18 protein-coding genes and 1 pseudogene are annotated in these 21,720 nt (G+C 72.4%); 6 read left to right on the forward strand and 13 right to left on the reverse strand.

What is annotated here, in order from left to right; all coding sequences use genetic code 11:
- Window positions 1–111: 111 nt before the first annotated feature.
- From IE247_RS27040 to pyrG, 3 genes are all read right to left on the reverse strand, one after another.
- Window positions 112–2,148 (reverse strand): tetratricopeptide repeat protein, encoded by a 2,037-nt coding sequence (locus IE247_RS27040; RefSeq protein ID WP_373305611.1) that lies wholly within the window; start codon window positions 2,146–2,148, stop codon window positions 112–114.
- Window positions 2,149–2,405: 257 nt separating this feature from the next.
- The gene (locus tag IE247_RS27045) at window positions 2,406–3,032 is read right to left on the reverse strand and encodes an NUDIX domain-containing protein (RefSeq protein ID WP_190125911.1); all 627 of its coding nucleotides are present in this window, start codon (window positions 3,030–3,032) and stop codon (window positions 2,406–2,408) included.
- 108 nt (window positions 3,033–3,140) lie between these two features.
- Window positions 3,141–4,790: a CTP synthase gene (gene pyrG, locus IE247_RS27050; protein WP_190125912.1), complete on the reverse strand. Its 1,650-nt coding sequence runs from the start codon at window positions 4,788–4,790 to the stop codon at window positions 3,141–3,143.
- A 471-nt stretch (window positions 4,791–5,261) separates the two neighbouring features.
- Between pyrG and IE247_RS27055 the strand changes: the two genes are divergently transcribed.
- Window positions 5,262–7,064, forward strand: a complete 1,803-nt coding sequence (locus IE247_RS27055; protein ID WP_190125929.1) for a glycoside hydrolase family 15 protein — start codon at window positions 5,262–5,264, stop codon at window positions 7,062–7,064.
- Between the two features lie 58 nt (window positions 7,065–7,122).
- Here IE247_RS27055 and IE247_RS27060 read toward each other — a convergent pair whose 3' ends face one another.
- From IE247_RS27060 to IE247_RS27080, 5 genes are all read right to left on the reverse strand, one after another.
- The gene (locus IE247_RS27060; RefSeq protein WP_190125913.1) at window positions 7,123–8,199 is read right to left on the reverse strand and encodes a glycosyltransferase family 4 protein; all 1,077 of its coding nucleotides are present in this window, start codon (window positions 8,197–8,199) and stop codon (window positions 7,123–7,125) included.
- A 113-nt stretch (window positions 8,200–8,312) separates the two neighbouring features.
- Window positions 8,313–10,061 carry a DNA repair protein RecN gene (gene recN, locus IE247_RS27065; RefSeq protein ID WP_190125914.1) on the reverse strand — a complete coding sequence of 583 codons (1,749 nt, stop codon included), beginning with the start codon at window positions 10,059–10,061 and terminating at the stop codon, window positions 8,313–8,315.
- Window positions 10,062–10,211: 150 nt separating this feature from the next.
- Window positions 10,212–11,147 carry an NAD kinase gene (locus IE247_RS27070; protein ID WP_373305612.1) on the reverse strand — a complete coding sequence of 312 codons (936 nt, stop codon included), beginning with the start codon at window positions 11,145–11,147 and terminating at the stop codon, window positions 10,212–10,214.
- 53 nt (window positions 11,148–11,200) lie between these two features.
- Window positions 11,201–12,016 carry a TlyA family RNA methyltransferase gene (locus tag IE247_RS27075; protein WP_190125915.1) on the reverse strand — a complete coding sequence of 272 codons (816 nt, stop codon included), beginning with the start codon at window positions 12,014–12,016 and terminating at the stop codon, window positions 11,201–11,203.
- A gap of 23 nt (window positions 12,017–12,039) precedes the next feature.
- Window positions 12,040–12,348: a hypothetical protein gene (locus IE247_RS27080; RefSeq protein ID WP_229869373.1), complete on the reverse strand. Its 309-nt coding sequence runs from the start codon at window positions 12,346–12,348 to the stop codon at window positions 12,040–12,042.
- 43 nt (window positions 12,349–12,391) lie between these two features.
- Here IE247_RS27080 and IE247_RS27085 point away from each other — a divergent pair, with 43 nt between their 5' ends.
- Window positions 12,392–12,739 carry a sterol-binding protein gene (locus IE247_RS27085; protein WP_190125916.1) on the forward strand — a complete coding sequence of 116 codons (348 nt, stop codon included), beginning with the start codon at window positions 12,392–12,394 and terminating at the stop codon, window positions 12,737–12,739.
- A gap of 70 nt (window positions 12,740–12,809) precedes the next feature.
- Here IE247_RS27085 and IE247_RS27090 read toward each other — a convergent pair whose 3' ends face one another.
- The 3 genes from IE247_RS27090 to IE247_RS27100 all read right to left on the reverse strand — a co-directional run bounded on the left by IE247_RS27090 (window position 12,810) and on the right by IE247_RS27100 (window position 15,903).
- The gene (locus IE247_RS27090; protein ID WP_190125917.1) at window positions 12,810–13,658 is read right to left on the reverse strand and encodes an ABC transporter ATP-binding protein; all 849 of its coding nucleotides are present in this window, start codon (window positions 13,656–13,658) and stop codon (window positions 12,810–12,812) included.
- A gap of 95 nt (window positions 13,659–13,753) precedes the next feature.
- A complete protein-coding gene (locus tag IE247_RS27095) occupies window positions 13,754–14,830 on the reverse strand; it encodes a FecCD family ABC transporter permease (RefSeq protein ID WP_373305614.1) in 1,077 nt (358 codons plus the stop codon).
- A gap of 41 nt (window positions 14,831–14,871) precedes the next feature.
- Window positions 14,872–15,903 (reverse strand): FecCD family ABC transporter permease, encoded by a 1,032-nt coding sequence (locus tag IE247_RS27100; RefSeq protein WP_190125918.1) that lies wholly within the window; start codon window positions 15,901–15,903, stop codon window positions 14,872–14,874.
- 100 nt (window positions 15,904–16,003) lie between these two features.
- Between IE247_RS27100 and IE247_RS27105 the strand changes: the two genes are divergently transcribed.
- Window positions 16,004–17,011, forward strand: coding sequence for an ABC transporter substrate-binding protein (locus IE247_RS27105; RefSeq protein ID WP_190125919.1), 1,008 nt, complete (start codon window positions 16,004–16,006; stop codon window positions 17,009–17,011).
- A complete protein-coding gene (locus IE247_RS27110) occupies window positions 17,008–17,835 on the forward strand; it encodes a siderophore-interacting protein (protein WP_190125920.1) in 828 nt (275 codons plus the stop codon). Before IE247_RS27105 ends, IE247_RS27110 begins: the two co-directional genes overlap by 4 nt.
- A 56-nt stretch (window positions 17,836–17,891) precedes the next feature.
- Here IE247_RS27110 and IE247_RS27115 read toward each other — a convergent pair whose 3' ends face one another.
- Window positions 17,892–18,926 (reverse strand): HAD-IIA family hydrolase, encoded by a 1,035-nt coding sequence (locus IE247_RS27115; RefSeq protein WP_190125921.1) that lies wholly within the window; start codon window positions 18,924–18,926, stop codon window positions 17,892–17,894.
- A 74-nt stretch (window positions 18,927–19,000) separates the two neighbouring features.
- On the opposite strand from IE247_RS27115, the gene IE247_RS27120 reads away from it, so the two are divergent.
- Entirely contained in the window at window positions 19,001–20,287 is a 1,287-nt protein-coding gene (locus IE247_RS27120) for a DUF1015 domain-containing protein (protein WP_190125922.1), read from the forward strand.
- Between the two features lie 44 nt (window positions 20,288–20,331).
- Here IE247_RS27120 and IE247_RS27125 read toward each other — a convergent pair whose 3' ends face one another.
- Entirely contained in the window at window positions 20,332–21,135 is an 804-nt protein-coding gene (locus tag IE247_RS27125; protein ID WP_194681018.1) for a tetratricopeptide repeat protein, read from the reverse strand.
- 15 nt (window positions 21,136–21,150) lie between these two features.
- Between IE247_RS27125 and IE247_RS34835 the strand changes: the two are divergent.
- Window positions 21,151–21,720 (forward strand): annotated as a pseudogene (locus tag IE247_RS34835) (hypothetical protein); the annotation flags it as partial.

Raw genomic sequence — 21,720 nt, forward strand, 5'->3', positions numbered from 1 at the left:
GGGTACTTCCATACATACCGGCACACGAAGGGTGCACTGGTAGACACCACGGAAAAGGCGCGGTGCAGCCAGTTTAATGAAGGAATTCTCCCTGTCTAGCCTTACAAACAACTATTCTCCCGCCATGACGCTACGGATTTCGTAGGTTGCTCCCGGCCGCTCGCCTTCGGCCTCCAGCAATCTCTCGGCGGTGGTGCGGTGCAGGCCCGCCGCCGCCGGGTCGCCGAGCCTCTCCAGGGTGTCGGCGAGTCTGAGCTGGAGCGCGGCCTGGAGCCTGCGGTCCCCGGCCCGCCGGGCCCACTCGACCGCCTCGTGGCAGGTGTGCAGCGACTCCTGGGGCCGGCCCGCGTACTCCTGCACCCGGGCCGCCTCGCTCAGCGCGCGGGCCTGGGAGGGGAGGTCGCCCACCCGGCGGTATCCGGCGACGGCGGCCCGCCAGCCGCGCAGCGCCTCGCCGTAGCGGCCCGCGTAGGTGTGCACGGTGCCGAGCCGCCCGTACAGCCGCGCCTCGTCCGCGCGCTCCCCCCGGGCCTGGCGCTGGACGAGCGCCCTGCCGTACCAGTCGGCGGCCCGGTGCCAGTCCCCCAGCTCCTGGTACGCGCCGCCGACGGATTCCATCGCGCGGCCGGTCGCGTACGGGTCGTTCGCGGCCCGGCCCGCGTCCAGGGCGGCCCGGTAGCGGGCGAGCGCGTCCTTCGTGCGGCCGCTGCGGGCGTCGAGGTCGGCGAGGTTGAGCAGGGCGGCGGCCCGCTCCCGGTGCAGCTCCCGGCGCTCGGCGACACCGAGGACCAGCCGGTGCAGACCGTACAGCTCGGGGGCGGCCGCGTCGGTGCCCCGGTGCGCGGCCAGCGCCCGCACCAGGGCCGAGACCAGCCGTCTGGCCAGGGTGTCCAGCTCCCCGTCGGCCACCGCGACCCGGGCGGCGGCGAGGAGGACATGCTGTCTGTCGCGCAGCCAGCGCTCGGCGGCGGCCGGGTGCTCGAAGCGCAGGGCGCGGGGCATGGCGGCGAGCGCCTTGCGGGCGGGGACGCTGTCCGGCTCGGTCACCGCCCGGCAGGAGTGCAGCTGGCGCACCGCCCGCTCCAGCATCCGGGCCCGGGCCGTCCGCAGGTCGGCGGGTTTGTCGAGGGATTCGGTCAGCGCGCCCAGCAGCGGCCGCAGCGCGCCCGGCACCCGGTACTCCCCGTCCTCGCGGTGCAGCAGCCCGAGGGCGGCGAAGCCCTCCAGCGCGTCGAGTGCGTCGGGCACCGAGGAGCCCGCGAGGGAGGAGGCGATGTGTCCGTCGGCGATACCGGCGGGGGCCAGCGCCAGCAGCCGCAGCAGCCGGGCGGCCGAGGGCGGCAGGGACTCGTACACCAGCCGGAAGGCGCGGGCGAGCGGGCGAGCGGCCTGCGAGGGCTGCTCGCCGTCGTCGGGCAGGGCGCGCAGCTGCCGGGTGGCGTCGGCGACGGAGAGTTTGGGGCGGGCGGCGAGCCAGCCGCCGACCAGGACCAGGGCGGCGGGGAGTCCGCCGCACTCCTCGGCGACGGACTCGGCGGCCTGCGGGTCCACGGTGATGCGCACGGATCCGGTGAAGGTGGCGAGGAGTTCGATGGCCGCCTTGGCGTCCAGGCCGCCGAGGGTGCACGGCCGGACGTCGGGGATGCCGGTCAGCGGGCCCCCGGATACCGCGACGACCAGGCAGCCGCAGTCGTCGGGGAGCAGCGGGTCGACCTGTTCGGCGTCGGCCGCGTCGTCGAGCAGCAGCACGGCGCGGCGGCCGGCCAGCGCCTCGCGCAGCAGCTGGGAGAGTTCGTCCTCGTCCGCGCCGGGCGGGCCCTGGATGCCGAGGGCCTCCAGGAGCTGTCTGGCGGTCTCCTCGGTGGGGACGCGGCGGCCGCCGGGCTCGGTGAGCCGGGCGGTCAGCACCCCGTCGGGGTAGTCGGGGGCGATCTCCTCGACGAGCCGCCGGGCGAGCGCGCTCCGTCCGGAGCCGGGCCGTCCGGCGATCAGGAGGACCCGGGCGCGGGGGGCCTTCCGGCCCGCGATGGTGTCCAGGCCGGCCCGTTCGATGTCGCTCCGCAGGGACTTCAGTTCCCGTTGCCGGCCGAAGAACCTGCCCCGGGACGCGCCGGGGCGTCCGCCCGAGTCCATCGCCTGATCCGTCACGGGCCACGCTCCCGTCGTCTCCGCGCACCTGCCGAGCCCGCAGGGGGTCCGCACGGGCGTTCCGAGCGTAGTTCACTCTCTGCGACGAACCGGGGGGAGCGTGTCCGATATATCGCCTGATCGGATTAATCAGATCGAAAGATCATCGGACTGTTGGGGCATTTGGCCGCACCCCGCCCGGGCCCCGCCCGGCCCTCCACAGCCCCCGGCGGGCGGCCGCGAAAGGCGCGGCGGGGCAGGAGGGCCGGGCGCGGCGGTCAGGCCTCGAAGGGGCGCGCGGGCCAGGGCGCCTCGGCCGGCCGCAGCGCGTCGAAGCCCTCCCCCGCGAGCGCGGCGGTGGCCGCCATGACCGCCACCACCAGCGAGTTGTTGTGCAGCTCGCCGGCGAGCGCGCCGCGCACCAGCTCGGGCAGCGGCACCCGGGCCTGCTCCATGTCGGCCTCCTCGTGGGAGACCTCGTACCGCTCGCCGTCCGCCTCCGAGAGCTCCCGGGCGAGGAAGATCCGTACGGCTTCGTCGCAGCCGCCGGGGGTGGTGTAGACGTCGGTCAGCACCCGCCAGTCCTCGGCCTTGACGTGGGCCTCCTCGTACAGCTCGCGCTGGGCGGCGTGCAGCGGGTTCTCGCCGGGGATGTCGAGCAGTCCGGCCGGGATCTCCCAGAGCCGCTGCCGGACCGGGTGGCGGTACTGGCGCAGCACAACCGCGCGGCCCTCGCCGTCGAGGGCGAGGATGGCGACCGAGCCGGGGTGGACCTGGTAGTCGCGGTGGACGACCGTGCCGTCGGGCATGACCACGTCGTCCGTGCGGACGCTCGTCTTATTGCCCCGGAAGGGGGTCGCGGTCGCGGTGACCCGCCACTGTTCGGGGGTGTCCTCAATCGCCATGTCTGTCGTCCTCCCGCAGAAAACCACAAAAAATAGACCCGCAAAAAATAGACCGGGGTACGCGTCGGCGAACGGACGCGTACCCCGGTCAACGGTAATGCCTGCCGGTCACTCGCCGGTCTTGCGCTCCACGGCGGCCTTCACCAGTCCGGCGAAGAGCGGGTGGGGGCGGGTGGGACGCGAGGTCAGCTCCGGGTGCGCCTGGGTGGCGACCAGGTAGGGGTGCGTCTCACGCGGGTACTCGACGTACTCGACCAGCTTGTTGTCCGGGCTGGTCCCGGAGAAGACGATGCCCGCCTTCTTCTCCAGCTCCGCGCGGTAGGCGTTGTTCACCTCGTAGCGGTGGCGGTGGCGCTCCTCCACGTACGGCTGGTCGCCGTAGGTCTCGCGGACGACCGAGCCCTCGGCCAGCTTGGCCGGGTAGAGCCCGAGGCGCATGGTGCCGCCCAGGTCGCCCGCGCCCTCGACGTACGCCAGCTGCTCCTCCATGGTGGAGATCACCGGGTGGGCGGTGGCGGCGTCGAACTCGGTGGAGTTGGCGTCGGGGATGCCGGCGAGGTTGCGGGCCGCCTCGATCACGATGCACTGGAGGCCCAGGCAGAGGCCGAGCAGCGGCACCCGGTTCTCTCGGGCGTACTGGATCGCGCCGACCTTGCCGCTGACGCCCCGGTCGCCGAAGCCGCCGGGGATGCAGATCGCGTCGACGTCGCCGAGGTGGCGGGCCGCCTCGGCGGGGGTCTTGCAATCGTCGGAGGTGACCCACTTCACCTTGACCCGGGCGCGGTTGGCGAAGCCGCCCGCGCGCAGCGCCTCGGTGACCGAGAGATAGGCGTCGGGCAGGTCGATGTACTTGCCGACCAGTGCGACGGTGACCTCGTGGTCGGGGTTGTGGACCCGGTCCAGCAGGTCTTCCCAGACCGTCCAGTCGACATCGCGGAAGGGCAGGTCGAGCTTGCGCACGACATAGGCGTCCAGGCCCTCGGTGTGGAGCACCTTGGGGATGTCGTAGATCGACTTGGCGTCGATGGCGGCGACCACGGCGGCCTCGTCCACGTCGCACATCAGCGAGATCTTGCGCTTGATGGCGACCGGGACCTCGCGGTCGGCGCGCAGCACGATGGCGTCGGGCTGGATGCCGATGTTCCGCAGGGCGGCGACCGAGTGCTGGGTGGGCTTGGTCTTCAGCTCGCCGGAGGGGCCGATGTAGGGCAGCAGCGAGATGTGGACGACGAAGACATTGTCCCGGCCGACCTCGTGGCGGACCTGGCGGACGGTCTCCAGGAACGGCAGCGACTCGATGTCGCCGACCGTGCCGCCGACCTCGGTGATGACGACGTCGACGTCGTCGGTCGCCATCCGGCGGATGCGGTGCTTGATCTCGTTGGTGATGTGCGGGATGACCTGGACGGTGTCGCCCAGGTACTCGCCGCGCCGCTCCTTGGCGATCACCTGGGAGTAGACCTGCCCGGTGGTGACGTTCGCGGAGCCGTCGAGGTCGACGTCGAGGAAGCGCTCGTAGTGGCCGATGTCCAGGTCGGTCTCGGCGCCGTCGTTGGTGACGAACACCTCGCCGTGCTGGAAGGGGTTCATCGTGCCCGGGTCGACGTTCAGATAGGGGTCGAGCTTCTGCATCGTGACCCGCAGGCCCCGCGCCTTCAGCAGCGCACCCAGGCTGGAGGCCGTCAGGCCCTTGCCGAGGGAGGAAGCGACACCCCCGGTGACGAAGATGTGCTTGGTCGTCATGGATTTGGGCGGCATCGCCAAGAGGGGGCTCCCGTGGTCGCGAGGGTGAGGTGCGTGCCGGCGTCCTCCCGGCTGTTCAGGGAGGGGCCGTCGCTGCGGTTGCGGGGCTCCTGACTGAGTACAGGCGGGCCACCGGTCCACGGGATACCAGGGTATCAGCGACTCCGATGGACCGCTTCCGGCCACGCGTAGTCACTCCCGTACCTCCTTCACCAGCCATTCACTCTTGGCTCACTCGTTCGGCTCACTCGGGTTGTCGAGACCGCCACGCGGAACTCCCCGGTGCGTCGTATCCTGCTCGGACACTCGCTTTACGGAGCAACGCGCAGGGGTGCGCTCAATTGAGCGGGGTGGTGGTGGGCGACGGGTGACACAGGCCAAAAGCGACATCCCCGACTTCAACCCGTGCCCCCTGGCTCGTCGGCGACCCTTGACGCCAAGTAAGCGCCCCAAGGGGCGGACATGGCCGTTCGACTGGAGATGCACGTGGCCGGGCGCATCGAGGATTACGCACTCATCGGAGACATGCAGACCGCCGCACTGGTCTGCCGGGACGGCACAGTCGACTGGCTGTGCCTCCCGCGCTTCGACTCGCATGCCGTCTTTGCCGGGCTGCTCGGTACCGAGGAGCACGGATTCTGGAGAATGGGCCCCGCCCATCCCGCACACGCCGAGCCGCCCGCGGCCGACCGGCGGCGCTATCGCGGCGACTCCCTGATTCTGGAGTCGGAATGGGACACACCGCGCGGCACGGTCCGAGTGACCGACTTCATGCCGCCGCGCGACGGGGCTCCGCAAGTGATCAGGATCGTGGAGGGCGTTTCCGGGCGGGTGCCGATGCGCTCCGCGCTGCGGATGCGCTTCAGCTACGGACGGATCACCCCCTGGGTCCACAAGGTCGACGGCCGCACGGTCGCCGTCGCCGGACCCGACTCGGTCTGGCTGGACACCGAGACCGAGACCTACGGCAAGGACCTCACCACCTACTCCGACTTCACCGTCTCCCCCGGTGAACGGATCGCCTTCACCATCAGCTGGCAGCCCTCGCACCACCGGCCGCCCGCGCTCCCCGAACCGGAAGCCGCGCTGGAGGCGACCGGGGAGTTCTGGCGGGAGTGGGTCGAGCACTGTACGTACCACGGGCCCTACCGCGAGGCCGTGATCCGCTCACTGATCACCCTCAAGGCCCTCACCTACGCGCCGACCGGCGGAATCGTCGCCGCGCCCACCACCTCCCTCCCGGAGGAGATCGGCGGCGTACGGAACTGGGACTACCGCTACACCTGGCTGCGGGACGCCGCGATCACCCTCTCCTCACTGCTGCGCACCGGCTACCGGGAAGAGGCGCTCGCCTGGCGCGAATGGCTGCTGCGGGCCGTCGCGGGCGACCCGGAGAACCTCCAGATCATGTACGGCATCGCCGGCGAACGGGAACTGGGCGAAGCCGAACTGGACTGGCTGCCCGGCTACGAGAACTCGGGCCCGGTACGCGTGGGCAACGGCGCGGCCCATCAGCTCCAGCTCGATGTGTACGGCGAGGTCACCGAGGCCCTGCACCTGGCCCATATGACGGGCCTGGCGCGCAACGACTACGCCTCGCTGCTCCAGCTCCGGCTGATCCAGTATCTGGAGAAGCACTGGAGCGAACCGGACGAGGGGATCTGGGAGGTGCGCGGCCCGCGCCGCCACTTCGTCCACTCCAAGGTGATGGCCTGGGTCGCCGTCGACCGGACCATCAAACTCATCGAGTCCGGCGACGCCGACGGACCGCTGGAGCGGTGGCGGCAACTGCGCGACGACATCCACCGCGATGTCTGCGAGAAGGGGTACGACCCCGAGCGCAACACCTTCACCCAGTCCTACGGCTCCCAGGAGCTGGACGCCTCACTCCTGCTCATCCCGCAGATGGGCTTCCTCCCGCCGGACGACAAGCGCGTCATCGGCACCATCGAGGCGATCCAGCGCGAGCTGTCCACGGAGGACGGCTTCATCCTGCGCTACCCCACCGCGGGCGGGGAAGCGGGCCTCGACGGCCTGGCGGGCGACGAGGGCGCGTTCCTCGCCTGCTCGTTCTGGATGGCGGACGACCTGGCGATGATCGGGCGGGTCGACGAGGCCCGCAAGCTCTTCGAACGGCTGCTCGCCCTCCGTAACGATCTGGGACTGCTCGCGGAGGAGTGGGACTCCCGGCTCCAGCGTCAGGTCGGCAACTTCCCGCAGGCTTTCAGCCATGTTCCTCTGATCGACACGGCGCTGCGGCTCACCGCGTCGGGGGCGTACGGAGGATAGGACCCCTCTGTTTCCGCTTCCGAGCCCGACAGACCGGGCCCGGAAGCGGAAGCGGGGGTCAGCGGGCGACCAGCTCGTCGTAGACGCTCAGCACCTGGGCCACGGTCTCGTCCTCCGTGGGCCACCCGGCCGCCTGCGCCGGACCGGCCCGCACCAGCTCGGCCCGGCGCACCCGGTCCCCCAGCAGCCCGGCGACCGCTCCGGCGAGCGCCCCCACATCCCCGTACGGCACCAGCTCGGCCGCGTCCCCGACCAGCTCGGGCACCCCGCCGACGGCGGTGGCGACCAGCGGCACCCCCAGCCGCAGGGCCTCCTGCGCGAGCGGGGAGCGGGCCTCCCAGCGGCTCGGCACCACCGCGACGTCCGAGGCCACGAGAAGTTCGGCGATGTCGTCACGGCGGCCCAGCAGCCGCACCGGCAGCTCCTCCGAGGCGATCCGGCGCTCCAGCGCCGCCCGCCCCCGGCCCTCCCCCGCGATCAGCACCAGCGGCGCCGGATCCAGCCGCCGCCACCAGCCGGCCGCGTCCAGCAGCGTCCGATACCCCCGCTCCGGCGTCAGACCGCCCACCGCCAGCACCAGAGGACGATCCCCCACCCCGAGCCCGGCCCTGGTCAGCGCGGCCCGGCCGGCCGGACGCCCCGAGGGCGCGGGCATCGCGAGCGGGGCCAGCCGCGCGTCACGGGCACCGCGCAGCCGGGCCCGGTCGACCAGCTCGGAACAGCTCCCGAGCGCCACCGCCGCCGCCCGCGCCGCCCGCCGCTCCAGCAGCCGCAGCACCCGCCCCCGGGCCCCGCCGTCCTGACCCCGGGTGTGCCAGGTGACGACGAGCGGTATCCGCAGCCCGCTGAGCGCCAGCGCGGCCCGCACCCCCGCGTGCGGCCCGTGCGCGTGCACCACGTCGGCGGCCGCGCAGACCGATCTGAGCGCGCCCAGCGCCGCCGGGTCACCGCGTCCGGGCACCGGCGCGAAACCGGCCCCGGCGGCCGGGAAGTCGTAGAGGTCCTCCAGCTCGGCCGGGGCGCACACGGTCACCCGCACCCCCCGCGCCACCAGCCCGGCGGCCAACGACCGGACGTGCGCACCGCTGCCCGCACCGCCGCCGCCCAGCACTTGCACCGTACGCAGCTGTGTCACCCGCCAAGAATGCCAGCCCGTACGCGCGTTCCGGCACCGTCCCTGTGCGCGCGCTGGCCACACCCCGCCCCCGGTTCACCCACTCGGGTGAACCTGTGGGGGCGGCGGCGGTTCTAGACCTCGGTCCGGGCCGCCGCCAGCAGTTCTTCCGCGTGGGCGCGCGCCGCCCGGGAGTCCTCCTGGCCCGCCAGCATCCGCGACAGCTCGCGCACCCGGTCCTCGCCCTCCAGGACGGTGACCCCGCTGCTGGTCACCGAACCGTCGTGGGTCTTCTCCACCAGCAGCTGACGGTCCGCGAACGCGGCCACCTGCGGCAGATGGGTCACCACGACGACCTGCGCGGTCTTCGCGAGCTTCGCCAGCCGGCGGCCGATCTCGACCGCCGCCCTGCCGCCGACGCCCGCGTCGACCTCGTCGAAGAGATAGGTGGGTACGGGGTCGGTCCCGGCGAAGACGACCTCGACCGCCAGCATCACCCGCGACAGCTCGCCGCCGGACGCGCCCTTGGCGATCGGCCGCGGCGGCGCTCCCGGGTGCGGGGCGAGCAGCAGCTCGACCTCGTCCACGCCGTGCGGGCCGTACGCCACCGTCCGGCCGTCGATCTCCACCCCGGCGTCCTCGTCGCACTCGGTCAGACGGAGGGCGAACGACACCCGCGCGTGCGGCATCGCCAGCGAGGCCAGCTCCTCGGTGACGGCTTCGGCGAAGCGCGCGGCGGCCTCCGTGCGGACCTCGGTCAGCGTGCGCGCGAGGACGGAGAGTTCGGCGCGCAGGGCGTCCCGCTCGGCGGTCAGCTCCTCGATGCGGCCGTCGTCGCCGTCCAGCTCGGTGAGGCGGGCGGCGCTCCGGTCCGACCAGGCCAGCACGGAGTCGACGGTGTCGCCGTACTTCCGGGTCAGCGAGGCGAGCGCGGCACGGCGCTCCTCGACGGCGGAGAGCCGACGCGGGTCGGCGTCCAGCCGGTCCGCGTATCCGGCGAGTTCGCCCGCGACGTCGGCGAGCAGGATGGAGATCTCGCCCGTCCGCTCGGCGAGCGCGGCGAGCGCGGGATCGTGCGAGCGTACGGCGTCCAGCGCCCGGCCCGCGCCCGAGACCAGGGTCGCCGCGTCCACGCCCTCCGGGTCCTCCGGGTCCCCGACCAGCGCGGTGTGGGCGAGGGCGGCGGCGGAGGCGAGGGCCTCGGCGTGCCCGAGGCGCTCGGCCTCGGCGGCGAGTTCCACGTCCTCCCCGGCCCGGGGGGCGACGGCGGCGATCTCATCGAGCCCGAACCTCAGCAGATCCGCCTCCTGGACCCGCTCCCGGGCCCGGGTGGTCAGCTCGGCGAGTTCGGCGGTGACGGCCCGCAGCCCCCGATAGGCGGCGGTGTACGCGGTGTGCGGACCGGTGACCGCGTCCCCCGCGTACCGGTCGAGCGCCTCGCGCTGCCGGGCCGGGCGCAGCAGCCCCTGCTGATCGGTCTGGCCGTGGACGGCGACGAGGTCGTCGGCGAGTTCGGCCAGCACCCCCACCGGCACCGAGCGCCCGCCGAGGTGCGCCCTGGAGCGGCCCTCGGCGGAGACGGTCCGGCTGATCAGCAGTGTGCCGTCGTCGAGTTCGGCCCCCGCCTCCTCCGCGCGCAGCGCGGCCGGAGCACCGGCGGGTACGCCGATCCGGCCCTCCACCACCGCCGCTTTCGCGCCGATCCGCACCAGCGCCGGATCGGCCCGTCCGCCGAGCAGCAGCCCCAGGCTGGTGACGACCATGGTCTTGCCGGCGCCCGTCTCGCCGGTCACCGCGGTGAAACCGGGCGACAGCTCGACGACAGCGTCGTCGATGACCCCGAGCGACCGTATCCTCATCTCCTCCAACACGGACACGACCATACGAGGTTTCGCCGGCACGGCGCGACGCCGACCCCACTCCGGTCCCCTCGGGACACGGCTCGCGCCCGGCGCGAGAGCCCCCCGGGGGCGGGCGGCGCCCCGGCCCGTCACCCGAACTGATGATCACGGCGGGGTGTGCACCGGGCCCGCTCAGCCCGGGACTCCCCGCCATCCGGAGACGGGCAGCGCGAACTTGGCCACCAGCCGGTCGGTGAAGGACGCGTGGTGCAGCCGGGCCAGCCGGACCGGCACCGCGCCCCGGCGCACCTCCACCCGGGCGCCGGGCGGCAGTTCGACGGTACGGCGGCCGTCGCACCACAGGACGCCGTGCGGGGTGTGCGGCTGCACTTCCACCGCGAGGACCGAGGTCGGGGCGGTGACCAGCGGCTTCGCGAACAGCGCATGGGCGCTGATCGGGACCATCAGCAGCGCCTCGACCTCCGGCCAGACCACCGGGCCGCCCGCCGAGAAGGCGTAGGCGGTCGAGCCGGTCGGGGTGGCGCAGACGATGCCGTCGCAGCCGAACGCGGTGACGGGGCGGCCGTCGATCTCCAGGACCGCCTCCAGCATCCGCTCGGGCGAGACCTTTTGGACGGCGGCCTCGTTCAGCGCCCAGTCGCGATGGACGATGTCCCCATTGCTGCGGACCACCACATCGATGGTCATCCGCTCCTCGACCTCGTACTCCCGGGTGACGACCCGGTCGACGACCTTGTCGAGGTCGTCGCGCTCCGCCTCCGCCAGGAAGCCGACGCGGCCCAGGTTGACGCCGAGCATCGGCACCCCGGAGGCGCGGGCGAACGCGGCGCCGCGCAGCAGGGTGCCGTCGCCGCCCAGCACGATCAGGAGTTCACAGCCGTCGAGCGCCTCGGGCGTGGCCTCGGGGACGGTCTCGACGGACGGCGGCAGCGGCAGATCGACGGCCTCGGCCTCCAGGACGCGTACGCGAAGACCGCAGCGGAGCAGTCCCTGGACGACGAGTTCGGCGCTGCGGATCGCGGCCGGGCGGCCGGTGTGCGCGAGCAGGAACACCCTGCGCTCGGAGTTCTCCGCCGTGTCGAAGGCGCACTCCGTCACCGGTGCCACCGATGTCTCCGGTGTCTCCGATGTCGCTGGTGTCGCTGATGCGTCTGGTCTGGTCACCGAGGTCCCTCCGCCACTGCCCGGTCGACGTCCGCCGGATCCAGCTCGGGCGCCCCGGCCCGGAGCCACAGAAAGTACTCGACATTCCCGGAGGGACCGGGGAGCGGGCTGGCGGTGACGCCCAGCACGCCCAGGCCGAGCGCGGCGGCCTGCGCGGCCACCGTCCGCACGGCCTCCTTGCGCAGCTCGGTGCTGCGCACCACGCCGCCGCTGCCGAGACGCTCCTTGCCCACCTCGAACTGGGGCTTGACCATCAGCACCAGATCGGCGTCGGGGGCGGCGCACCGCACCAGCGCCGGGAGCACCAGCCCGAGCGGGATGAAGGAGAGGTCTCCGACGACCAGGCCGACCGGCTCGCCGTCGATCGCCTCCAGCGTCAGCTCGCGCACATTGGTGCGGTCCTTGACCGTCACCCGGTCGTCGCTCTGGAGCGACCAGGCGAGCTGGCCGTAGCCCACGTCGACGGCGAGGACGTGTGCGACGCCCGCGCGCAGCAGCACATCGGTGAAGCCGCCGGTGGACGCTCCGGCGTCGAGCGCCCGGCGTCCCTCGACCGTCAGCCCGAGGGGGGCGAAGGCCGCCAGCGCCCCGGCGAGCTTGTGCCCGCCGCGCGAGACGTACTCGGGCTCGTCGCCGCCGGAGGCGACGACGACGGCGGCGCTCGTCTCGACCTGGGTGGCCGGTTTGGTGGCGACATTGCCGCCGACGGTCACCCGCCCGGCGGCGATCAGCTGGCTGGCGTGCTCGCGCGAGCGCGCCAGGCTGCGGCGTACCAGTTCGGCGTCGAGACGGCGGCGGGCGACTCCTGCCACGTTCGGTTCAGCTCCTGTTGTCGTTACGAGGGTGACGGCGACGGCGTCCGAGGTGCGGGCGCGGCTGCCGGGCTTGCGTCGAGCGAGGCCAGCGTGGCACGCAGCCCCCGGTGTACATCCTCGTACACCTCCAGGTGTCCGTCCGCCGGGAGGTGGTCCGCATCGGCCAGCCGCGCGAGCAGGGCGTCCACCCCGGCGTCGCCGGTGGGCGGGCGGGGGACGCCGAGCGGCACGGGCGCGGCGGGTTCGCCGGCCGGGGGCGGGGAACCGGGGCCGGGTGCGGGCGGGCCGTCCGGCGTGCGGCCGCGCGGGCCCGGCGTCGAGTCGCTCATGACCCAGACGCTACCGCGAAGCGCTGAGGTACCGTCGATCATGATGGCGACGACGGAAGAGTGCCGCAGCGCGCTCAAAAGACTCAGCGACAGACTCACGCGCTCGGAGGGCGGCACAGGCGGTGTCACTTCGTTCGACAGATCCCTCAGCTGCCACATCAAGGACCTGGATGTCACCTTTGTCGGCCGCCTTCAGGATGGCCTGATCACGGTGGTCGACACCCTCCCCGGGCCGCCGCGCGACAAGGCGCAGATCCGCCTCACGATGACGGGGGACGACCTGGTGGCGATGGTCGACGGCGAGCTGGAGTTCGCCAGGGCATGGGCCTCGGGCCGGGTGCGGCTGGAGGCCGGATTCCGCGATCTGCTGCGCCTCAAGTCCCTTCTGTAGTCCGGCCCGTGGGTCCGGGCCGCGGTCCGGGCCCGGCGGCGGCCTGGGCCCGGACTCCCCAAGGGCCCTCTCAGAGGGTCTTCACGGCGGAGGGAGCGGCGGAAGCGGAGGACACCGCGGAAGCCGCCGTGACCGCCCGCTTGCGCGCCACCGGCACCACCAGCGGAGTGCCGGACTCGGGGTCCGCGATGACCTGGCTCCGCACTCCGAAGACCCGCTCCACCAGCTCCGCGGTCACCACCTCCGACGGCGCGCCCTCGGCGACGACCTTGCCCTCGTGCAGGGCGATGAGATGGGTGGCGTACCGGGCGGCCTGATTGAGGTCGTGGAGCACGGCGACCAGGGTCCGGCCCTGGGTCTCGTGCAGCTCCGCGCAGAGGTCGAGCACTTCCAGCTGGTGCTGGATGTCGAGGAAGGTGGTCGGCTCGTCCAGCAGCAGCAGCGGCGTCTGCTGGGCCAGGGCCATGGCGATCCACACCCGCTGACGCTGACCGCCGGAGAGTTCGTCGACATATCGGTCCGCGAGTGCGCCGACGCCGGTCGCCGCCATCGACTCCTGGACGATCCGCTCGTCCTCCGGCGACCACTGCCGCAGCAGCCCCTGGTGCGGGTAGCGGCCCCGGGCCACCAGGTCGGCGACGGTGATCCCGTCGGGGGCGATGGACGACTGGGGCAGCAGCCCGAGCGTCTTCGCGACCTTCTTCGCGGGCATCGAGTGGATCGTCTGCCCGTCCAGCAGCACCCGGCCCTCGGAGGGCTTCAGCATGCGCGAGAGGGCGCGCAGCAGGGTGGACTTGCCGCAGGCGTTGGGGCCGACGATGACCGTGAAGGAGTTGTCGGGTATCTCCACCGACAGGTTCTCGGCGATGACCCGCTGGTCATAGCCGAGGGTGACCGATTCCGCGGTGAGACGCTGCATGGTGGTGGTGCTCCTGGATCGAGGGTTCACAAGGCGGCCGGCAGGGAGTCCGGCGGGTTCGACGGGTTCGACTTCGACAGGGAGTGCCGACGGTGTCATATGCGTCCCGCTCTCCGTTCGGTGACCAGCAGCCACAGCAGATAGCAGCCGCCGAGCACCGCCGTCACCACGCCGACCGGCAGCTGACGGTCGCCGAAGGCGACCGCGGCCACCCAGTCCGCGACGAGCAGCAGGGCCGCGCCCATCGCGGCCGACGCGGCGAGGCCCGGCCCAGGCGAGCGGGTCAGCCGGCGGGCCAGTTGGGGCGCGCTGAGCGCGACGAAGGCGATCGGCCCGGCGGCGGCGGTCGCGGCGGCCATCAGCAGCACTCCGGCGGCCATCATCACCAGCCGCGCGCGCTCCACGGGCACCCCGAGGGCATAGGCCGCGTCGTCGCCCATCTCCAGCACCCGCAGCGGCCGCGCGTACCAGGCGACGACCGGCACCAGCAGGACGAAGGCCGCCAGCAGCGGCCAGACCTGGGTCCAGTCCCGGCCGTCGAGCGAGCCGGTCATCCAGAGAACGGCCCGGGTGGCGTCCACCAGGCTGGCCTTGGTGAGCAGATAGTGGTTGACGGCGGTGAGGACGGCGGCGACGCCGATGCCGACGAGCACCAGGCGGTAGCCGTGGACCCCGCGCTTCCAGGCGAGCAGATAGACCGCGACACCGGTCACCAGCCCGCCGACGAGCGCCCCGCCCGCGACGGCGAGGGCGGTGCCCTGGAAGAGCACGATCGCGCCGAGCGCGCCGACAGCCGCGCCCTGGCCGAAGCCGATCACATCGGGGCTGCCCAGGGGGTTGCGGGAGAGCGACTGGAAGATCGAGCCGCTGAGCGCGAGCGACGCGCCGACGAGCAGCCCGACGAGGATCCTGGGCAGCCGCAGCTCCTGGACGACGAACTCGTGGGCCGCCGTGCCGTTGCCGAGGAGGGTGGCGACGACGTCGCCGGGGGCGATCCGGAAGTCGCCGCTGCCGATCAGGACGACCGAGGCGGCGAACGCCACACCCGTCAGCAGCAGAAAGACGAGAGCCGCGCGCGGGTCGACCCGTACGGAGAGACCGCCCCCGGTGCGCACGGCCCGAACGGACCCGGTCGAGGACTTCGGCGAGGCCTCGGGCAGGGGCTTGGCCAAGGTCTTGGTGGAGGTCTTGGTCGAGGTCTTGGTCGAGGTCTTCACAGCTTGGCCATCCTCTTGCGGCGTACGAGCTGGATGAAGACGGGCCCGCCGATCAGCGCGGTGACGATGCCGACCTGAAGCTCCGCCGGGCGGGTCACCAGCCGGCCGATGACATCCGCGCCGAGCAGCAGCACCGGCGCGAGCACGGCGGCGTACGGCATGATCCACCGCATGTCGGGCCCGGTGATGGCGCGGACGAGATGCGGGATCATCAGACCGACGAAGACGATCGGCCCGCAGGCGGCCGTCGCGGCCCCGCAGAGCAGGGTCACACACACCATGGACAGAACACGGGTCCGGCCCAGGTTCGCGCCGAGCGCGCGGGCCGTGTCGTCGCCCATCTCCAGGGCGTTGAGCGGCCGTCCCAGCAGCAGCGCGAGCACCACGCCGACGCCGATGAACGGCGCGACCTTGGCGATCGTCTCCATGTCCGCCGAGGCCAGCGAACCCACCGTCCAGAAGCGCAGCTTGTCCAGCGCGGCCGAGTCCAGCAGCTGTACGGCGTTGATATAGCCGTAGAGCGCGGCAGTGGCGGCGGTTCCGGCGAGCGCCAGCCGTACCGGGTTCGCGGCGCGGCTCCCGCCGAGCACATAGACGAGGGCGGAGACGACGGCCGCGCCGAGGAAGGCGAACCAGACATAGCCCGTGAGCGAGGTGACCCCGAGAAAGCTGATCGCGGAGACGACGGCCGCGGACGCCCCCGCGTTCACCCCGAGCAGTCCGGGCTCCGCGAGCGGATTGCGGGTCAGCGCCTGCATCACCGCCCCGGCGAGCCCGAGAGCCGCACCGGCGAGCAGCCCGAGCAGGGTACGCGGCACCCGCACCTCACGGACGATCACATCGTTGCCGACCCCGTCGCTGTCGAAGAGGCCGTGCCACACATCGGAGAGCGGCATCGACTTCGCGCCGAACGCGATGCTCGCCACACAGACCAGCACCAACAGAACGACGGAAGCCAGCAGTCCGGCGATCCGCACCACATGGCGACTTCGGGGGACGGGGGGCTGCGCGGGCACGCCGTCGGGCACGGGCCCCGATCCGGACGCCGCGCGGACTTGTGTACTGTCGACCAACACAAGGTTAGGTTAGCCTACCCTCTCATCAACTCTGTCTGACGGAAGTTCTCCCATGAACACCCCTGCCCTCTCCCGCCGACGCCTTCTCACCGCCACCGGGGCGCTCGGCATCGGCGCCCTGCTCACCGCCTGCGGAACCGACGAGAAGAAGAGCGCGGCGGGGGCCGGCTCATGGACCTTCACCGACGACCGGGGCAAGACCGCCAAGGCGAACGCCAGACCCAAGAACATCGTGGCCTTCGTCAGCACCGCGGCCGCCCTCCACGACTACGGCGTCGACTGCACCGGAGTCTTCGGCCCCACCGACCCGGTCAACGGAAAGCCGAACCCGCAGACCGGCGACCTGGACATCACCAAGCTCACCAGCCTCGGCCAGGGCTGGGGCGAGTTCAGCGTCGAGAAGTACGCGGCGCTCGACCCCGATCTGCTGATCAGCAACATGTTCCCGCCGCCCGCCCTCTGGTACATCCCGGAGGAGAGCGTCAAGAAGATCGAGAAGCTGGCCCCCACCGTCGGGATCGACGGAGCGCACAAGTCCCTCCTCGAACCGCTGAAGCGCTACACCGAACTCGCCGAATCCCTCGGAGCCGACCTCAAGGCCGCCAAGGTCACCGAGGCGAAGGCCCGCTTCGACCGCGCCGAGGCCACCCTCCGCGAGGCCGCCGAGCGCAATGGCGGCATCAAGGTGCTCGCCATGACCGGCGACGCCGAGAAGATGTACGTCGCCGTCCCCGACTCCTACTGCGACCTCAACTACTTCAAGGACCTCGGCATCGAGTTCATCGAGGGTAAGAAGAGCGACGACTGGGGCTTCTGGGAGTTCCTCAGCTGGGAGAACGCGGACAAGTACCACGCCGATCTGATCATGATCGACAACCGCTCCAGCGCCCTGTCCGCCAAGGACCTCGCCAAGAAGCCCACCTGGACCCGGCTCCCCGCCGTCAAGGCGGGCCAGACCGTCCCCTGGGCCATGGAGGAGCGCTACAGCTACGCCGGCTACGCCCCCGTCCTGGAGCGGCTCGCCGCCGCCGTCACCCGTTCGAAGAAGCTCAAGCCGTGAGCGACGCGCCGTACGCCTTCTTCCGCCTCCACGTCCTCTCCACCGAGCGGCTCACTCCGTCGATGATCAGGGTGACCTTCGGCGGCGACGACCTCGCCCGCGCGGCCACCGCCGGCCTGGACCAGCGCGTCAAGCTCTTCCTGCCCCACCCCGGCCAGGACGAACCGGTCATGCCCGACACCGACCAGGACGACTGGTACGCGGCATGGCGCGCCCTCGACCCCGACATACGCGGCATCATGCGCACCTACACCGTGCGCTCACTCCGCCGCGACCCCGACGAAATCGTGATCGACTTCGCCACCCACGGCGATCTGGGCCCCGCCTCCCGCTGGGTCCGCGGCGCCGTCCCCGGCTCCGTCCTCGGCCTCCTCGCCCCGGTCGGCGAGGAGAACGCCGGATACGACTTCCGGCCGCCCGAGGACACCGACTGGATCCTGCTCACCGGCGACGAGTCCGCGCTCCCCGCCGTCGCGAACATCCTCGAAGCACTGCCCCCGGCCACCCCCGTCCGCGTCTGGATCGAACTCAACGACCCCGCCGACCGCCAGACACTGCCCACCAGGGCCGACGCCGACATCGTCTGGCTCACCGGCCGGGGCGCCACCCCCGACGCGATCCGCTCGTCCGAGCTGCCGACCGGCCTCCCGTACGCCTGGATCGCGGGCGAGGCCGCCACCGTACGGGCGGTACGCCGCCAACTCGTCGGCGAACGCGGCTTCGACCGGCGCAGGGTGAAGTTCACCGGCTACTGGCGCGCGGGAGCGTCCGAGGACGATCTCATGGCCGCCGCCACCACCACCGCCGCCGACGAAGAAGCCTGACCCGACCCCGGTGGTCCCCCTCACCGAGGAGGGACCACCGGCGCCCGCCTCCCGGGCTACAGACCCAGCCCGGCCAGCGCCTCGCCCGCGTCCAGCCCACAGACACCGTCCCCCGCGTCCGACCAGGCCGCCGCGCACAGCGCCCGCAGCCCGTCCATCGCGTCCCCCTCACCCTCCAGCACCAGCGCCCCGGCACGGGCCACGGCCGTCCACCCACCGCACCGGAAACCGCCGCCCCCCGGTACGGCCCCGACCTCCGGCTGACCGGTCAGCATCCCGCGCAGATCCGCGTCCACATACGTCGGCCGGTGCTCCGGCGGCGCGGCCAGCAGCAGCGCCCCGTCCGTGACCCCGGTCAGCACCAGCAGCGAGTCCACACCCCCGTTGAACGCGCCCTCGATGTCCGTGTCCAGCCGGTCCCCCACCACCAGCGGCCGCCGCGCCCCCGTCCGCAGCACCGTCTCCCGGTGCATCGGCGGCAGCGGCTTCCCCGCCACCCTCGGCTCCGCACCGGTCGCGATCCGCACCACCTCTACGGCCGCGCCATTGCCCGGCGCGATCCCCCGAGCACTCGGAATCGTCAGATCCGTGTTGGAGGCGAACCACGGAACCCCCCGCGCGATGGCGTAACACGCCTCCGCGAACCGCCCCCACGGCAGCTCAGGACCGCCGTACCCCTGCACCACGGCCGCCGGATCGTCGTCCGCCGACTCCACCGGCACCAGCCCGCGCTCACGCAGCGCGACCCTCAGCCCCTCCCCGCCGATCACCAGCACCCGGGACCCGGCCGGCACCTCCTCGGAGATCAACCGGGCCACCGCCTGCGCCGAGTTGATGACATCCGCCGCGGCCGTCTCCACCCCCAGCTCGGTGATGTGCTCGGCCACCGCCTCCGGCGTACGCAGCGCGTTGTTCGTCACATACGCCAGCCGCATCCCGTCCGCCCGGGCCGCCAACAGCGAGTCAACGGCGTACGCGATCGCCTCACCACCCGCGTACACCACACCGTCCAGGTCCAACAGCGCGGTGTCGTACGCCTCGCTCAGCGCCTTCGCGCTCGCACCCGGCCGGGTCCTGCTCAGCTGACTCATCCGTCTCTGCTCCTCGATCGAACGTCCACTCCCCCCGATCATCGCTCATCGCCCGCCCCACATACGATGCACGGATGAACTGCGAAGGTCCCGCGGCCAATGACGGTCTGCGCCTGATCCCCTTCCGTGGACTCCGGTACGTCCCCGAGCGGGTCGGTTCTCTCGCCGCCGTGACCTCCCCGCCCTACGACGTCGTCGTACGGCCCGATGGACTCCACCATCTGGAATCGGCTGATCCGCACAACATCGTCCGGCTGATCCTGCCGCAGGCGCCCACCCCCGGCGCCCGCCACCGCCGGGCGGCCGACACCCTCACCCGCTGGCTGGACGAAGGCGTCCTCGCCCCCGACCCCCGACCCGCCCTCTATGTGTACGAGCAGCGCCACGGCGACCTCCTCCAGCGCGGGGTCATCGGCGCACTCGCCCTGACCGAACCGTCCGAAGGGATCGTCCTCCCCCACGAGGACGTGATGCCGGACATCGTGGCCGACCGCGCGGAACTGATGCGCACCACCGGAGCCAATCTCGAACCGCTGCTGCTCACCTACCGCAGCACAGGCGGCTCCACCACCGGCACCACCGCCGTCGTCGAACGCACCGCGCTGCGGACACCGCTGCTCGCCACCACCACGGAGGACGGCTTCAGCCACCGGCTGTGGGCCGTCACCGACCCCGGCGAACTCGCCGAGATCCAGAACGATCTGGCGGGCCGCCAGGCACTGATCGCCGACGGCCACCACCGCTGGGCCACCTATCTCCGGCTGCGCGCCGAACACCCGGACGCCACCGGCCCCTGGGGATACGGACTGGTCCTGCTGATCGACTCGGCCCACCACCCGCTGCGCGTCCGCGCGATCCACCGGCTGCTGCACCGGCTGCCGGTCGCCGATGCCCTGGCCGCCCTCGGCGACTCCTTCCGCGTCCGGCGTCTCGGCGTACCGCTCGACCGGGCCATGGAGACCCTCGCCGAGACCTCCACCGGAGGCAACGCCTTCCTCCTCGCCGGCGACGGCGCCTTCCATCTGCTGGACCGCCCGGACCCGGCACTTCTCTCCCGTACCGTGCGAACCGACCGCCCCGAAGCCTGGCGCACCCTGGACGCGACCGTCCTCCACGCCACCCTCCTCGACCACCTCTGGCGGATCCCGGACGCCCCGGAGCACATCGCCTACATCCACGACACGGAGGCCGCCGTCACCCAGGCGGAACGCCACGGCGGTACGGCGGTGCTGATGCATCCGGTACGGGAGGAGGTCGTACGGGAGCTGGCCCGCGAGGGCGTGACCATGCCCCGCAAGTCCACCTCCTTCGGCCCCAAGCCCGCGACCGGTCTGGTGCTCAGAAGTCTGACCCTGGAATGACAGAAGGGCGGCACCGCGAGGTGCCGCCCTTCATGTCTCACCGACTACTTGTCGTCGCGGCGGTCGTCGCCGTCCTCGATGTCGTCCTCGGCCTCAGCCTCGGCAACGGCCTCGTCATCAGCCTCGTCGTCGAACTCGGGCCGGTCGATCTCGCGCCGCTCCTGGTCGAGCAGCTCGTCCTCATCGACCTCGTCGACCTCGTCCGGCTCGTCCTCGCTCACGGCGTCGACGAACTCGACCCCGTCCAGCTCGGCGAGCCGGTCGGACGCGTCGGTCACGCCGTCCTTGTCGGACTCCAGCGTCTTGGCGAACCACTCACGCGCGTCGTCCTCACGGCCGGCCGCGAGCAGCGCGTCCGCGTAGGCGTACCGCAGTCGCGGGGTCCAGGGCTGCACGGAGTTGGAAGCCAGCTCCGGGCTCTGAAGCGTCACGATCGCGGCGTCGAGCTGGTCCATGTCCCGGCGCGCACCGGCCGCGACCAGGCGCATCTCCACCTGACCGGCCTTGTCGAGCTTCTGCACCTCGGGCTCCCCGGCCATGGCCAGCGCCCGCTCGGGGCGCCCGAGTCCCCGCTCGCAGTCCGCCATGACGGGCCACAGCTCCACACTGCCGGTCATCCGGCGCGAAGCACGGAACTCCGCCAGCGCCTCGGTGTACCGCTGCGTGGCATACGCGGCAAAACCGGCCGCCTCACGAACCGCGGCCACCCTGGAGGCCAGCCGAAGCGCGACCCTGGAGTAGCCATAAGCCTGCTCCGGGTCCTCGTCGATCAGCTTGGCGACCATGACAAGGTTCCTGGAGACATCCTCGGCCAGCCCCTTCGGCAGGCTCAGAAGCTCCTGCCGCACATCCTGGTCGATCTCGTGACCGGTGACATCATCCGGAATCGGCAGCCGCTTGATCGGCTCACGGTCCGGACGGTCGCGGTCATCCCTACGGCCATAGCCACCACGGTCATCCCGGCCCCGGTCGTCACGACGGCCATAGCCACCGCCGCCACCACCGCTGGGACGACCACCACGGTCATCCCGGGAGCCACGGTAACCACCGCGGTCACGGTCGTCATCACGACGGCCATAACCGCCACCGCCGGACGACGGCCGGTCATCGCGTCGACCGTAGCCACCACCGGACGGCCGGTCATCACGACGGAAGTCACCACCCGAGGGGCGGTCATCGCGACGGAAACCGCCACCGCCGGAGGGACGGTCGTCCCGACGGAAACCGCCGCCGGACGGGCGGTCGTCACGACGCGGAGCCCCACCGGACGGACGGTCATCGCGGCGGAAACCGCCGCCACCACCGGACGACGGACGGTCGTCACGACGGCCATACCCACCGCCACCGCTGGGACGACCACCGCGGTCGTCGTCACGGCGGAACGACGGACGATCATCACGACGGTCATCACGCCCACCACCGGACGGACGATC

The sequence above is a fragment of the Streptomyces inusitatus genome, assembly GCF_014651115.1.
Classification (GTDB): Bacteria; Actinomycetota; Actinomycetes; order Streptomycetales; family Streptomycetaceae; genus Streptomyces; species Streptomyces amakusaensis.